This is a genomic window from Streptomyces olivaceoviridis (assembly GCF_014650115.1).
GTDB classification, from domain to species: domain Bacteria; phylum Actinomycetota; class Actinomycetes; order Streptomycetales; family Streptomycetaceae; genus Streptomyces; species Streptomyces olivaceoviridis.
Map to the genome: position 1 here is coordinate 451433 of NZ_BMUI01000003.1, position 14281 is coordinate 465713.

Annotated in this window: 15 protein-coding genes; 7 read left to right on the plus strand and 8 right to left on the minus strand. The window is 72.7% G+C overall.

What is annotated here, in order from left to right:
* Positions 1 to 104: 104 nt before the first annotated feature.
* On the plus strand, positions 105 to 680 hold the full coding sequence (locus tag IE273_RS08535; protein WP_014673433.1) for a TerD family protein: 576 nt from the start codon (positions 105 to 107) through the stop codon (positions 678 to 680).
* Positions 681 to 728: 48 nt separating this feature from the next.
* Here IE273_RS08535 and IE273_RS08540 read toward each other — a convergent pair whose 3' ends face one another.
* Positions 729 to 1229 (minus strand): hypothetical protein, encoded by a 501-nt coding sequence (locus tag IE273_RS08540; RefSeq protein WP_189814644.1) that lies wholly within the window; start codon positions 1227 to 1229, stop codon positions 729 to 731.
* A 197-nt stretch (positions 1230 to 1426) separates the two neighbouring features.
* Here IE273_RS08540 and IE273_RS08545 point away from each other — a divergent pair, with 197 nt between their 5' ends.
* Complete coding sequence (locus IE273_RS08545) at positions 1427 to 2821, plus strand: M1 family metallopeptidase (RefSeq protein WP_189814513.1); 1395 nt, start codon at positions 1427 to 1429, stop codon at positions 2819 to 2821.
* Between the two features lie 16 nt (positions 2822 to 2837).
* On the opposite strand, the gene IE273_RS08550 is transcribed toward IE273_RS08545, so the two are convergent.
* Positions 2838 to 3512: a pentapeptide repeat-containing protein gene (locus IE273_RS08550; RefSeq protein WP_229887130.1), complete on the minus strand. Its 675-nt coding sequence runs from the start codon at positions 3510 to 3512 to the stop codon at positions 2838 to 2840.
* A gap of 123 nt (positions 3513 to 3635) precedes the next feature.
* On the opposite strand from IE273_RS08550, the gene IE273_RS08555 reads away from it, so the two are divergent.
* Positions 3636 to 4808, plus strand: coding sequence for an FAD-dependent oxidoreductase (locus IE273_RS08555; protein ID WP_189814514.1), 1173 nt, complete (start codon positions 3636 to 3638; stop codon positions 4806 to 4808).
* 48 nt (positions 4809 to 4856) lie between these two features.
* Positions 4857 to 5828 (plus strand): zinc-binding dehydrogenase, encoded by a 972-nt coding sequence (locus IE273_RS08560; protein WP_189814646.1) that lies wholly within the window; start codon positions 4857 to 4859, stop codon positions 5826 to 5828.
* A 166-nt stretch (positions 5829 to 5994) separates the two neighbouring features.
* On the opposite strand, the gene IE273_RS08565 is transcribed toward IE273_RS08560, so the two are convergent.
* Genes IE273_RS08565 through IE273_RS08575 form a run of 3 tightly spaced genes read right to left on the minus strand, consistent with a single transcriptional unit; the run spans position 5995 to position 8577 of the window.
* A complete protein-coding gene (locus tag IE273_RS08565; protein ID WP_189814515.1) occupies positions 5995 to 6474 on the minus strand; it encodes a GNAT family N-acetyltransferase in 480 nt (159 codons plus the stop codon).
* Between the two features lie 32 nt (positions 6475 to 6506).
* Positions 6507 to 7913, minus strand: coding sequence for an NAD(P)/FAD-dependent oxidoreductase (locus IE273_RS08570; RefSeq protein ID WP_189814516.1), 1407 nt, complete (start codon positions 7911 to 7913; stop codon positions 6507 to 6509).
* Positions 7914 to 7923: 10 nt separating this feature from the next.
* Positions 7924 to 8577: a rhomboid-like protein gene (locus tag IE273_RS08575; protein ID WP_189814517.1), complete on the minus strand. Its 654-nt coding sequence runs from the start codon at positions 8575 to 8577 to the stop codon at positions 7924 to 7926.
* Here IE273_RS08575 and IE273_RS08580 point away from each other — a divergent pair.
* A complete protein-coding gene (locus tag IE273_RS08580; protein WP_189814518.1) occupies positions 8576 to 9487 on the plus strand; it encodes an aminoglycoside phosphotransferase family protein in 912 nt (303 codons plus the stop codon). The genes IE273_RS08575 and IE273_RS08580 overlap by 2 nt on opposite strands.
* Before the next feature lie 52 nt (positions 9488 to 9539).
* Here IE273_RS08580 and IE273_RS08585 read toward each other — a convergent pair whose 3' ends face one another.
* Together IE273_RS08585 and IE273_RS08590 are read right to left on the minus strand one after the other, a co-directional pair.
* Entirely contained in the window at positions 9540 to 10259 is a 720-nt protein-coding gene (locus IE273_RS08585; protein ID WP_189814519.1) for a PaeR7I family type II restriction endonuclease, read from the minus strand.
* A 13-nt stretch (positions 10260 to 10272) separates the two neighbouring features.
* Complete coding sequence (locus IE273_RS08590; protein WP_189814520.1) at positions 10273 to 11949, minus strand: Eco57I restriction-modification methylase domain-containing protein; 1677 nt, start codon at positions 11947 to 11949, stop codon at positions 10273 to 10275.
* Positions 11950 to 12171: 222 nt separating this feature from the next.
* On the opposite strand from IE273_RS08590, the gene IE273_RS08595 reads away from it, so the two are divergent.
* The gene (locus tag IE273_RS08595; protein WP_189814521.1) at positions 12172 to 12447 is read left to right on the plus strand and encodes an SHOCT domain-containing protein; all 276 of its coding nucleotides are present in this window, start codon (positions 12172 to 12174) and stop codon (positions 12445 to 12447) included.
* Entirely contained in the window at positions 12444 to 13055 is a 612-nt protein-coding gene (locus IE273_RS08600) for a sulfocyanin-like copper-binding protein (protein ID WP_189814522.1), read from the plus strand. Before IE273_RS08595 ends, IE273_RS08600 begins: the two co-directional genes overlap by 4 nt.
* A 104-nt stretch (positions 13056 to 13159) precedes the next feature.
* Here IE273_RS08600 and IE273_RS08605 read toward each other — a convergent pair whose 3' ends face one another.
* Positions 13160 to 14125, minus strand: a complete 966-nt coding sequence (locus IE273_RS08605; protein ID WP_229887131.1) for a ferritin family protein — start codon at positions 14123 to 14125, stop codon at positions 13160 to 13162.
* Positions 14126 to 14281: the final 156 nt, after the last annotated feature.

Sequence of the window (14281 nt, forward strand, 5' to 3'; positions counted from 1 at the left end):
CCGGAACCACGGGGACCCCCCTCGACGTTGTCCCCGGTGACGGTAGCTTCGTCGGCACAGAGTGCACCGATATGCACGGGATATCTAAGGAAGGGACTCCCAACATGGCTGTAAGCCTGTCCAAGGGTGGCAACGTCTCGCTCACCAAGGAGGCTCCGGGCCTGACCGCCGTCACCGTGGGCCTCGGCTGGGACGTCCGCACCACGACCGGTACCGACTTCGACCTGGACGCCTCCGCCATCGCGGTGAACCCCCAGGGCAGGGTCTACTCGGACGCCCACTTCGTCTTCTTCAACAACAAGCAGACCCCGGACAACTCGATCGTCCACACCGGCGACAACCGCACGGGCGAGGGCGCCGGCGACGACGAGGCGATCAACGTCAACCTGGCCGCGCTCCCGGCCGACATCGAGAAGGTCGTCTTCCCGGTCTCCATCTACGACGCCGAGAACCGCGGCCAGAACTTCGGCCAGGTCCGCAACGCCTACATCCGCATCGTCAACCAGGCGGGCGGCGCCGAGATCGCGCGCTACGACCTGTCCGAGGACGCGGCCACCGAGACGGCCATGATCTTCGGCGAGCTGTACCGCAACGGCGCGGAGTGGAAGTTCCGCGCGGTCGGCCAGGGCTACGCCTCGGGCCTGGTCGGCATCGCCCAGGACTTCGGTGTGAACGTCTGACGGACTCAGTCGTGCGAGAGGGCCCCGGCTCGCAGCCGGGGGCCCTCTTCACCGCACCCGGGGGAAGCGGGCCTGGAGGGTCCAGATCGCCGGGTTCTCCGCCAGCTCCTCGTGGAGGTCGACGAGGTCCGCGAGCAGGTCGTGCAGGAAGTCGCGGGCCTCGCGGCGCAGTTCGGCGTGGGAGAAGGCCAGCGGGGACTCCTCGGCCGGCATCCAGTCGGCGGCGATGTCGACCCAGCCGAAGCGGCGCTCGAAGAGCATGCGGTCGGTGGACTCGGTGAAGTCCAGTTCCGCCCGCTGCGGGCGGGCGGCGCGGGAGCCCATCGGGTCCTGGTCCAGCCGTTCCACGATGTCGCACAGCGCCCACGCGAAGTCCAGCACCGGCACCCACCCCCAGGCTGTGGACAGCTCCCGGTCGGACTCGGTGTCCGCCAGGTAGACGTCCCCGCAGAACAGGTCGTACCGCAGCGCGTGGACGTCCGCGCGGCGGTAGTCGGTCTGCGGGGGGTCCGGGAACCGGTTGGAGAGGGCGTAGCCGATGTCGAGCACGCAGGAGATGGTGTCACGCCACCCCACCCGGCCTCTCCCACGGCCCACCGAACCCCGGTCGCCCCGACCCCGCCTCCAGACCAGCGGGCCCTGCCGGCCCCGGCCCCGCTTGCGGGCAACGGGCCCTGCGGAGCCGCCCTCGCCTTCGACGCGGCGGACCCTGCCCGTGACGGTCCCGCGTGCCTAAGATCGCTGGCATGTCCAGATCCGCGCGCCTTGTCCCGGCCCTCTGCGCGCTCCTCGCCCTCGCCCTCGCCGGCACCGCGTGCGACGGCGGCGTGCGGGGCGTCCCGGGCGGCTCCGGGGTGCGCGACCCGTACTTCCCGAAGGCCGGCAACGGCGGCTACGACGTCGGCCACTACGCCCTGACCCTGGACTACACCCCGGCCACCCGCCGGCTCACCGGCACGGCCGTCATCACCGCCCGCGCCACCCGGGACCTGCCCGCCTTCGACCTCGACCTCGCCGGGCTGCGCGTCGACTCGGTCACCGTCGAGGGCGAGGACGCCCGCTGGAACCGCGCCGGACAGGAACTCACCGTCCGCCCGCACGACGACCTCACCCGGGGCGAGACGTTCCGCACCACCGTCCGCTACTCGGGCACCCCGCGCACCCTCACCGACCCCGACGGCTCCGAGGAGGGCTGGCTGCCCACCGCCGACGGCGCCCTCGCCCTCGGTGAACCCGTCGGTTCCATGGCCTGGTTCCCCGGCAACCACCACCCCTCCGACAAGGCGGCGTACGACATCACGGTCACCGTCCCGAAGGGCCTCCAGGCGATCTCCAACGGCGAACTGACGGAACAGAGCACGAAGGGCGGCCGGAGCACCTACCACTGGCACACCGGCCAGCCCATGGCGAGCTATGTCGCCACCGTCGCCATCGGCCACTACGACATCACCCGCGGCACCGGCCCGCACGGTCTGCCCGTCCTCACCGCCGTCGACCCCACCCAGGCGAAGGCGAGCGCCAAGGTGCTCGCGAAGCTCCCGGAGATCCTGGACTGGGAGGAGTACAACTTCGGGCCGTACCCCTTCTCCTCGGCCGGCGCGATCGTCGACCGCCCGCACGACGCCGGCTACGCCCTGGAGACCCAGAACCGGCCCGTCTTCCCCGCCGACGAGCTCAGCACCTCGATCCTCGTGCACGAACTCGCCCACCAGTGGTACGGCGACTCGGTCACCCCCCGGTCCTGGCGGGACATGTGGCTCAACGAGGGATTCGCGACGTACGCGGAGTGGCTGTACCAGGAGGACCACGGCGGACCCACCGCCCAGCAGACGTTCACCCGCCTGTACGAGGGCGACCCCGAGGACATCTGGGCCTTCCCGCCGGCGAAGCAGTCGGATGCCGCGCACATCTCCGGCAGCCCGGTCTACGAACGCGGCGCGATGGTCCTGCACAAGATCCGCCGGAAGGTCGGTGACGACACCTTCTACGCCATCCTCCAGGGCTGGGCCGCCGCCCACCGCCACGCCACCGCGAGCACCGCCGACTTCACCGCGTACGTCGAGAAGAAGGCCCCGGACCAGGACTTCGGCGGGATCTGGAAGGACTGGCTGTACGGCGACGGCAAGCCGGACCGCCCATGAGCCGCGATGACGCCGGTCACATGACCCGGATGCCCATCGACGCCGCCAGCACCGGGGCCAGGTCCAGCAGTTGGCCCGCGCTGATCACCGCGCCGGAGAGCCGGTCCAGGCCCCGGGTGACCTCCAGCGGAGCGGCCCCGCGCAGGTCGACGTCCGTCAGGGTCGCCCCGCCGAAGTCGGCCCCCTTCAGGGCGCAGTCGGTGAACTCCACCCGCTCCAGGCGCGCGCCCGCGAAGTCCGGCTCGACCAGGACGCAGGACTCGAAGACGACGTCCTTGAGGCGGGCCTCGCGCAGGTTCAGGTAGTCGATCTTGCCGCCCCGGATCACGACCCTCTCCAGCACGGCGCCGTGCAGCTGCGTACCGCCCAGACGCGCGTCGACCAGCTCGACGTCTCTGAGCGTGGCCTCGGCCAACCGCGTCCCGACCCCGCGCAGTCCGGTCAGCACCGAGTCCAGCACCCGGGCCCGGCCCAGCGCGGTCTCGTCCACCGCACAGCCCGTCAGCGCGCAGTCCATGAACCGGGCGCCCACGCCGTCCTGCCCGGTCAGGTCGCAGTCCCGGAACTCCAGCCCGTCGTAGTCGCCGTCCGGCTCCAACTCCGCCTCGGCCCACGGCTCCAGGGGCGGCAGCCGCACCTCCGGCCGCCGCGCGCCCTTCACCCCTGCCGCACCCGCCGCTCGCCTCACCATGCCCCCATGCTGCACCCCGCCACTGACAATCCGCCCTGAGCTGGGCGGACACGCGGGATGTCACACGAAGCGGGGCGCCCGCCGTCGTACTCCCGAGCAGGCGCACCGACCCCAGGGAGAACCATGCACAAGCCCGCGCACCACATCACCGTCATCGGCGGCGGCTTCGCCGGACTCACCGCCGCGATCACGGCCGCCGAGGCCGGCGCCCGGGTCACCGTGTACGAGGCCCACGGCACCCTGGGCGGGCGGGCCCGGACGGCACAGGGGCCGTACCGGACCAACGAGGGCCCGCACGCGCTCTACGCCGGCGGCCCGCACTGGGCCTGGCTCAGGCAGCGGGACCTGATCGGCCCGCTCGCCACGCTGCCGCCCCTGGAGGCCGCCCGGCTGCGGCTGCGCCACCACGGAGTGCTGCGCCGCACCCCGCCCTTCGCCATGCTCAAGCTGCTGCGGCGCCGGGTCGGCCCGGCCCCCGTCGACGCCGACTTCCTCGGCTGGGCGACCGGGATCGCCGGCGAGGAGGGTGCCCGCGCGGCGGCGCACTACGCGGCGGTGGCGCTGTTCCACCACGACCCGGGCGGCCTGTCCGCCGCCTTCGTGCACGAGCGGCTGCGCCGGGCCGCCAAGCTGCCGCCGGAGGCGCGCTATCCGCGCGGCGGCTGGGGCGGGGTCGTCGACCGGATGGCCGCGCGGGCCTGGAACCTGGGCGTGCGGATCGAGACCGGGGCCCGGGTGGACGAGCTGCCGGAGGACACCCCGGTGGTCGTCGCCACCGGTCTGCCCGCCGCCCGGCGGCTGCTCCGCGACGACGCGCTGGAGTGGCCGAGCGGCCGTACCGTCCTCCTCGACCTCGCCGTGCACACCCGGCGCGGGGACGCCTTCGCCGTCTCCGACCTGGACGCGCCCGGCTGGATCGAGCGCTTCACCGCACAGGACCCGTCCCTCGCGCCGGCCGGGGAGCAGCTGATCCAGGGGCAGTTCCCGATCGGGCCCGGCCAGGCCCGGACCGACGGCGTGGCCCGCGCCGAGCGCCTGCTCGACCTGGGGTTCCGGGGGTGGCGGGGGCGGGTGACCTGGCGGCGGGAGGCCGTGGCGGACGGCCGTACGGGGGCCGTGGACCTGCCGGGCCGCAGCTGGCGGGACCGGCCCGCCGTGGACCGCGGCGACGGGGTCTACCTCGTCGGCGACCAGGTGGCGGCCCCGGGCGTGCTCGCGGAGGTGTCCTTCAACAGCGCGGTGACGGCGGTGTCCCTGATCCTCGGCCGGCCCGCCCTTGACCTCAAGCGTGCTTGAGGTCCGAGGGTGGGGATCACACCGAGCCTCGTCTCCCTGGAGGGTCCCATGCACGCCGTCCGCCTGTACGCCTTCGGTCCGGCCGAGAACCTGACCTACGAGGAGCTCCCGGACCCCGTCCCGGGCCCCGGCCAGGTGCGGATCGCGGTCGCCGCGGCCGGCGTGCACCTGCTCGACGCGGCCCTGCGGGAGGGCCACCAGGGTCCGCTGCCCGAAGCGCCCCGCCTGCCGACCGTGCCCGGCCGGGAGGTCGCGGGGGTCGTGGACGCGCTCGGCGACGGCGTGGACGGCCTGTGGCTCGGCCGGCGGGTGGTGGCCCACCTGGGCTTCGCGCCCGGCGGGTACGCCGAACTCGCCGTCACCGAGGTCGAGCGCCTGCACGACATCCCGGAGAACCTGGACTTCGCCGCCGCCGTCGCCATGATCGGCACGGGCCGTACGGCACTGGGCATCGCGCAGTTCGCCGAGCCGGGACCGGACGACGTGGTGGTCGTACCGGCCGCGGCCGGCGGCATCGGCACACTGCTCGTGCAGCACGCCGAGAACGCCGGGGCGACCGTGATCGGGCTCGCGGGCGGCCCGGAGAAGACCGCCCGCGTCCGGGCCGCCGGCGCCGACCTCGCCGTCGACTACACCGCACCGGACTGGCCCGCCAAGGTCCGCGCCCACCTGGGCGGCCGGCCCGCCTCCCTCGTCTACGACGGCGTGGGAGGCCAGGCCGCCCGGGAGGCCGTCGCCCTGCTCGGCCCCGGCGGCCGGCACCTGGTGTTCGGCTGGTCGGCGGAGGGCATCGGGCAGGGCGAGGGGTACCACGTCGAGGGTGTCTCGGAGTCCGTGCTCGGCCCGGCGATGCTGGAGCGCGCCGGCGGCCTGCGCGCACTGGAACTGCGCGCGCTCGAAGAGGCCGCCCAGGGCCGGCTGCGCCCGGCCGTCACCCGCTTCCCCCTCGCGGAGGCAGCCGCCGCGCACCGGGCACTGGAGGGACGGGACACGATCGGCAAGGTCGTGCTGGAACCCTGACGGACGGCGACCGGGGCGGCGGGGCCCTGCGGCTCGCCGGCCCAAGGGGCGCGGGAACTGCGCGACCGGCCACGGGCGGCCCGGGGCCGCCGGACCACCGCCACCGCGACCCCGACCACCTGGACCGTCACCGCCGTGACCGCCGTGACCGCCGCCGGGACCGGTGTCAGCCGGCCGAGCCCAGCGCGGCCAGGGACTCGTCCGTGAGCCGGTACACCGTCCACTCGTCCTGCGGCCGGGCGCCCAGCGCCTCGTAGAAACCGATCGCCGGCCGGTTCCAGTTCAGCACGGACCACTCCAGCCGCTCGTACCCGCGCTCCCCGCAGATCCGTGCCAGCTCGGCCAGCAGCGCCCGCCCGTGGCCGCCGCCGCGCGCCTCCGGGCGGACGTACAGGTCCTCCAGGTAGATGCCGTGCACCCCGCGCCAGGTGGAGAAGTTGAGGAACCACAGCGCGAACCCGACCGGCTCCCCGCTCGCCTCGTCCACCGCCATGTGCGCGAACGCGGCCGGCCGCTCCCCGAAGAGCGCCTCCCGCAACTGCGCCTCGCTCGCCCGGGCCTCCTCGGGCGCCTTCTCGTACTCGGCCAGCTCACGGACCATGGTGTGGATGACGGGGACGTCGTCGGGGGTCGCGGTACGAATCATGCCGCGAGGGTAACCGGCCCGCGGACCGGGCCTCAGTGCCGTCCCGCCACCCGGTCGGCCGCCTTCGCCAGGCGCGAGGACTCCATGCCCGGGTGGAGGCGTTCGCGCTGGTCGGCGGCGCGGTAGGTGGCGTACATGCCTTGGACGCCCAGCCAGCGGAAGGGTTCCGGCTCCCACTTGCGGACCTTGTGGTTCACCCAGGGCAGGTCCGTCAGCTCGGTCGGCCCGCCCTGTCCGGAGTCCCGCTGCACCAGGTCGCGCAGGGTGCGGGCGGCCAGGTTGGTGGTGGCGACGCCGGAGCCGACGTAGCCGCCCGCCCAGCCGAGGCCGGTGGAACGGTCGAGCGTCACCGTGGCACACCAGTCGCGCGGCACCCCGAGCACGCCCGACCAGGCGTGCTCGACCCGCACCCCGGCCAGGGACGGGAAGAAGCGGGTCAGGATCTCCCGCAGCGCCTCGACCGTCGCCGCCTGCGTCCGGCCGTCGTTGTCGGTGCGCGAACCGAAGCGGTACGGCACCCCGCGCCCGCCGAGCGCGATCCGGCCGTCCGCCGTGCGCTGGGCGTACATGTAGGCGTGCGCCATGTCGCCGAGGGTCTCCCGGCCCGCCCAGCCGATCGCCGCCCACTGCTCCTCGGTCAGCGGCTCGGTCGCGATCATCGAGGAGTTCATCGGCAGCCAGGTCCGCCGCTGTCCCTTGAGGGAGGCGGTGAAGCCCTCGGTGCAGCGCAGGACGTAGGGCGCGCGGACGGTGCCGTAGGGGGTGACCGCGTGCTTGGGACGGATCTCCGTCACCGGCGTCGACTCGTGGATGGTCACGCCGAGCGCCTCCACGGCCGCCGCGAGCCCCTTGACCAGCTTCACGGGGTGCAGCCGGGCCCCGTGCGGGGTCCAGGCGGAGCCGACCGCGTCCGCGATCCGGATCCGCTCGGCGGTCTCCCGGGCGCCGTACAGCTCCCGGTCCTTCTCGCCGTACGACAGCTCGTGCTGGTGGAACGCCTTCAGCCGGGCCAGCTGCGCCGGGGTGGTGGCCACCTCCAGGACGCCGCCCCGGTGCACATCGGCGTCGATGCCCTCCGCCCCGGCGACCGCGATCACCTCGGCCACCGTGTCGTTCATCGCCCGCTGGAGCCGTACGGCGGCCTCGTGGCCGTGCAGCTTCGCGTACCGGTCCCGGCCCGCGATCCCGTTGTACAGCCAGCCTCCGTTGCGGCCGGAGGCGCCGTACCCGCAGAACTTCTGCTCCAGGACGGTGATGCGCAGGAAGGGGGCGGCCTTCTTCAGGTAGTACGCGGTCCACAGGCCCGTGTAGCCGCCGCCCACGATCACGACGTCGGCGGACGCGTCCCCGGGCAGCGGCTCCCGCGCCGCCGGAAGGCCGTCGTCCGCGTACCAGAAGGAGATGCCACCGTTCACGACACTGCTCACCGAGCTGCTCATGGCCGGGACGTTAACCCCTCAGCCCGGCCAGTGTCTCCTTCGGATTCCATGCTTTTCCGCGGCCCCTGGCCAGCGGATAGCAGGCCAGGCCGATCAGTACGGCGACGAGGTGACCGAAGTCGGTGAAGGTCGGCCCGGCGGCCAGCGGCAGCCCGAACACGGCCAGCACCGCCAGCAGGTACGCGTACCGCCAGGGCGCCGCGATCCGGTAGACCAGCACCGCCATCATCCCGGCCAGCGCGTAACTCACCCCGATGTCCAGCGTGTTCACCGCCGAGTGCGGGGCCATGCCCCGGCGGATCGCCTCCAGCAGCACCCCCTCGCTGATCAGCGAGGCCAGCACGTGCGCCAGCGCGCACACCGCCAGCCAGCGGACCGTGCCCAGCCAGCGCTCGGCCGGCGCGTGGAACACCGTGTACAGCAGGGCGTACGGCACCCAGTACCCGCTCTCGATCCACATCGCGCTCGCCACCAGCACCCGCACCGGATTGCGGGACAGCTCATGGATGTTCGTCGACCGCCGCCGCAGGAAGTGCTCCTCGAACCCCGGCGACATGTGGTGCAGCGCGACGGTCGTCACGAACAGGATGCCCAGCCACACGTACGTGCCGGGAGCACCGCGGACATACGCCCACACCCCGCTCAGGCCCCGGAGAATTCGCATGAGCCGATTCACGCACGCCGGTATCGTCCGCCTCGTGATCGACATCCCCGGCGAGTTGGCGCAGGCGCAGGAGACGTACAACGGCGCGGCGGGGCGGGCGTTCGTCGCCGCGCTGCCGGACCTCGCGGCCGGCTTCCTGCGCCGCTGGCGGCTCACGCTCGACGGGCCGTCGATGAACGGCGTCAGCGCCCTGGTCCTGCCGGTCGTCCGCGCCGACGGCCTCCGCGCGGTCCTCAAGCTCCAGTTGACGGACGAGGAGAGCGTGGGCGAACCGGTCGCCCTGCGCGTGTGGGACGGCGACGGGGCGGTACGGCTCCTGGACCACGACCCGGCCACCGGCACCATGCTCCTGGAACGCCTGGACGAGTCCCGGATGCTCGCGGGCCTCGGCGACACCCGCGAGGCCGTCCTGGTCATCGCCCGGCTGCTGGCCCACCTCACGTCCTTCCCGGCCCCGCCCGGCCTGCGCCGCCTGGGCGACATCGCCGAGGCCATGCTGGAACGGACCCCGTGGGCGCTGGAGCGCGTCCCGGATCCCGGGGCCCGCCGGATCGTCGCCGACTGCGCCGCCGCCGTGCGCGAGGTCGTCCACGAGCCCGGCGACCGGCTGCTCCACTGGGACCTGCACGACGAGAACGTCCTCGCCGCCGACCGCGCCGACTGGCTCGCCATCGACCCCAAGCCGCTGGCCGGCGACCCCGGCTTCGAGCTGTGGCCCGCCCTGGACAACCGCTTCGACGCGGCCGAGGTCCGCTGGCGCTTCGACGCGATGACCGACGTCCTCGGCCTGGACCGCGCCCGGGCCCGCGCCTGGACCCTCGGCCGCCTGCTCCAGAACGCCCTGTGGGACGTGAAGGACGGCCGCCCGATCGAGGACCGCCGACTGGAGATCGCCCGCCTGCTGGCGTGAGAGACGCCTGGACCGACGGTGTCGCGGACGCGCGAGGAGACGCGGTCCGCGGCTATCCGGGGAAGCCGAGGTCGCCGAGGTAGGCGAGCCGCGCGTTGACGGCCGCGGAGAAGTGGCGCCAGTCGAGCCTGTGGACGGGCTCGTGCGGCTTCGGGTCGGTGGCCGAGGAGGTGATGTAGCAGGCGGCGTCGTAGAGCCGCTCGGACAGCAGTCGCCGGCAGAAGACGCCGAAGCGCTCCTGGTAGGACATCCCCCGCCAGGTCTCCTCCACCGGCAGGGCACCCTCGGCCGGCCTGACCGGCCTTCGGGATCCTGCCTCGTCCTGCATGATGAAGAAGTACCCGAGCCAGGGTTCCTCGCCCGGATACATCCCGGCCAAGGCCGCATGGCGCAGGTCGACGGCGCTGCCGAGCGCTTCCTCGACCCGGTTGTTGTAGTTGTTGCCGAACGACGGCCCGCCGAGCGCCTTCAGCTCGAAGGCGGCCACGAGGGTGTTCCTGTGGGCGACGACCAGGTCCCACTGCTTCTGCGGCCGGTAGTAGCCGGGCAGTTCGAGCCCCTTGCCGACGCGGATGCTCTCCGGCGGATAACCGGCGTCGAGGAAGAACTTCGACAGCAGGACGGCGATGGCGTCGAAATGCCTGCCGCCTCGTACGGAGCCGGCCGTGCCCGCTCCCACAGCGGCCTTGATCGCCGACTGCTCCCGCTGGAGTTCCTTGGCACCCCAGTACGCCGCGACGGCGTCTTCGAAGTCTTGGCGGGTGACCGTCAAGATTCGTTTCCTCCTAGTCAGGCAGCCCGGAGAGTCCGTAGACACGCAGAGCGGCCTCGGTGGCGGCCTCCACGTCCCGCTTGTCGAAGGCCTCGGCGAGAGCGGCCCGGTCGCTCTCGCCGATCGCCGCCGGATCCGGGACGCGGATCTTCCGCAGGTACTGCGCCTGGAAGCGGAGAGTGCCCCCTCGCATCTTGACCGCGTAGGCCTCCACGAACGCCTCCGCGACCTTGGACAGCAACAGGCCACCGAGTACGCGCATGTCCCAGACGTCCGAGACGATGAAGTACAGGTTGTGGTGAGGGTACAGGCCGCCTTCGTCGAGGACCGGATGGATCGTCAGCTTCATGTCCGGCAGCAGCAGCTTCTGACGGCGGGTGAGGCGGGCGTCGACCTTGTCGATGGTCTTGTACCAGCGCTCGGGCTGCCTGCCCGCGACGTAGCGTCTGCGCAGGGTCTCACCGTGCTTCTCGAAGTAGGCGGCGAGACGCGGGAACGCGTCGAGGTCGACCAGGTCGCCGCCGGCCGTCCAGGGGTTGACCAGGTACGTGCCGTTCCAGTCGATCGTGCCGCTGGTGGTGTCGCGGACCATGGCCATGGGCAGCAAGCGGTCGGCTTCGACCAGGTCCCTGTCCTTGGTGAGGAAGACCTTGTCCGCGCCGGTGGCGACGCCGATCCCCACCTTCGTTCCGGTCCCGGTGTCCTCCAGGGGCCGGAAGCGCTCGGTGAGCTCCTCAAGGACCGCGAGCCTCGCCGGCGAAGCGGCCGGCCACGAATCCTCCTCCGGGAACCAGTGGGGCATGCGAGCGGCCTGGTACGAAGCCGTGGCGACCGTCGGCGGGGCGCCCTTCAGGTACCAGTCGGCGAAGTCCTGTGCCTGCCGCGCTCCGAAGGACCGGTTCGTGTCCGCGGCGACCGCCTCGCCCTGGGGCCTGTGCGACAGAAGGGTGATCGCGGGATAGGCCGCGACCTGGTCGTCGAAGGCGTCGACATCGTGCATCACGAGGGCGAGGTCCATGCTGAAGTGCCGGGTCACCAGTTGCCGCAGCCGTCGTCCGTACTGGTTCCGCATCCAGCGGTCGGCGCAGATGAAGCCGAGCCGGCCGCCCGGGTTCAGGCTGCGGAGGGCCACCTCGTAGAAGCCGACGTAGATGTCGGCCCGGCCGCCCATCGTGGAGCAGGCCCGGCGGTAGGCGGCCATCCGGTCGTCGGGCACGTCCTCGAGCCGGATGTACGGGGGGTTGCCGACGACGTAGTCGGCGTGCTGCTCGGCGTCGGGCCGCAGCAGGTAGTCGCCCTGGCGCACCCACGCCGTGGCGACCCTCCTCGCGTCCTGTGGGTCCCAGCCCTCGTCCCGCAGCGTTTGCGTGACCAGCGCCCGGCTCCGCTCCACGTTCCGGCCCAGCAGGTCGAAGGCGCGGACGGCGTCGATCGCGTCGGTGAGGGGACGCCCGCGCGCCTGGCACGACGCGCTGACGCGGGACGAGACCACGGTCAGGAACGCGCCGCCACCGCAGGCCGGCTCCACGAGCCTCAGAGCGCAGAGGTCCTCGTCCGCGGTGTAGCCGAGGAGGTCCAGGATCAGCTCGACCACCCAGGCACGCGTGAACACCTCACCGTGCTCCACGGCCTCCTGGAGAGACTCGGGAAGGGAGAGGTCGTCGGTACCGGACAGCGCGATGGATCCCACGCCAGGACAGTACAGCCGGACCTTTTCCCTCCGCGGTCCCGGGGCGAAATCCCCAGGTCGGCGCGGTGGTGGAAGCTCACCTTCGACGGCCGCGACTCCAGCCGGTCCGGATCGGGCGTTGGGTCCTCCGGCCCCCCGCCCGGGAACTGTGGCCCAGCACAACCGAGGTCTCACTGATCCATCCTGGCATTGACGCAGCAACCAGCCGAGGAAGTGATCGGCATGATGTGGTATGACGGCGGATGGGGCTGGGGCGGCTGGATCGTCATGACGGTGTTCATGGTGCTTCTCTGGGCCGTCCTGATCGTCGGCCTCGTCGCACTGGTGCGCTATCTCACCGGTACGCGGCACCATCAGCAGCCCGGCCCGCCACCGCCCGGCGAAGGTGGCTGGCAAGGCCGAGGAGCCGAGAACCTGCTCGCCGAGCGGTTCGCACGCGGGGAGATCGACGAGGACGAGTACAAACGTCGGCTCGCGCTGCTCCGGGAGCACCGATGACCCCGCATCGCCGCCGAAAGGTGTGGCCGGCGATCGCCATCGCCGCGGCGGCCCTGGTCCTGGGCATCGCCACGACGGGCCTGATGGCCGCGTCGGGCGCCTTCCACAGGCCGCCACCGGCCGCCTGGAGAGCGCAGGGCTCACGATGCGGCGCACCGGCCGCGCAGGGCACCGCGGTCGACGTGACCGAGTGGGACATGGGACGCATGATGAGGGGCCCGAACCGGCCTGCGCCCCACAGCGGCCGTCCCGGCTGGTACGGCATGGGCATGATGCGCCTGACGGTTCACCCCACGAGTGTTCCGGCGGGGAAGGTGACGGTGAGGGTGGTCAATGCGGGGAACCTCACACACGAGGTGATCGTGTTGCCGCTGCCGGCAGGTCGGATCGCCGGAGAGCGTGCCGTCGGCTCCGACGGCCGGGTGTCGGAGGCGGGCAGTCTCGGTGAGGCGTCGCGCACCTGCGGCAGTGGTGCGGGAGAGGGCATCGCATCCGGTACGGCGGCCTGGACCACGGTGACGCTGCGGCCAGGCCGCTATGAACTGCTGTGTAATGTCCCGGGCCACTACGCGGCCGGTATGTACGCCGAGCTGGACGTCACTCGGTGAGCGGGGCACACAGTCGCTCGCGAGGCAATCGGAAGACGCGGGCACCAGCCGGCCGGCCGTTCCTCGGACCGGTCGGCTGGTGGGATCCGGCCAGGGTGCGGTGCTCAGCGCAGCCGGTTCAGTGCCGCCTGGAAGGCGGCGGCGTGCTCGGCCTCGTCCGCGGCGGTGTTGCGGAAGCAGGCGGCGGCAGCGGTGTCGCCGGCGGCGGTCGCCTGCTTGGCGAACCCCGGGTAGACGGCGGTCGCCTCCGAGCGCTCCCCGGTGACGGCCTTGTTCAGATTCTTCTTCGTGGTGCGGACCAGTCCGGCCAAGACCGCTTCGCCGGCGAAGTGCTCGTGCAGCTCGACGTCGGCCGTCCCTTCCCACAGACGGGCCAGCGCGGCGTTCCCCGACTGCCTCGCGTGCGCCGCGAAGAGCCTGTACTTGGCGTAGGCCAGGGCCTCGCCGTGCATCGCGGTGTCCAGGTTGGCCTTCGTACGGGCGGCCCGCACCTGCGGCACCCCGGCGGGTACCGCGACCGTCTTGGCGGCGCCCGGTGCCGGGATGGTGCCGTGGCCGGAGGTCACGACTGCGAGCGCCTTACGGAAGGCGTCGCGGTGGCGGCCCTCGTCCGCGGCGATCTCCGTGAACAGTTCGGCGGCCTTGGTGTCCCCGTCCTGCCGGGCCTGGGTCGCGAAGCCGCGGTACATGACCTGGTGCTCGTACGTCTCCCCGTTGATGGCCTGGCGCAGGTTGGCCGCGTTCGTGCCGACCACGCCGGCGAGCGTGGCGGCCTCGTGCAGGTGCTCGTTCAGCTCGGTCTGAGCCGTGCTCCGGAAGAGCCGGCCGACGGCCGGGTGAGCCGCACCGTCGGCCTGGGTGCCGAAGAGGCTGTAGGAGGCGTAGGCGAACGCCTCACCCTTCATGGCGGTGTTGAGGTTCGACAGGGTCTGTGCTCGCGGAGCCCGGGCGGTGACGGTGTGCGCCTGGGTGCCCGCCGGGGCGGTGAGGGCCAGGGCGGGGGCGGTTTGCGATGCCGCGGTCAGCGCGCACAGACCGACCAGGAGAGTACGTATCGACTGGCGGAACACGACTTCCTCCTCCGGGGGCCTCTCGGGTGACGGCTCCCCTTCCTCATGGGACCCGTTCGGGTGCACCCGTGCGTTGTCTGCTGAGCCTTCCGGGTGATGACGGAGCGTGACCGGGACCAGACCGGCGCCTTCGTGCAAGCACCGGTCAGGGGGCCG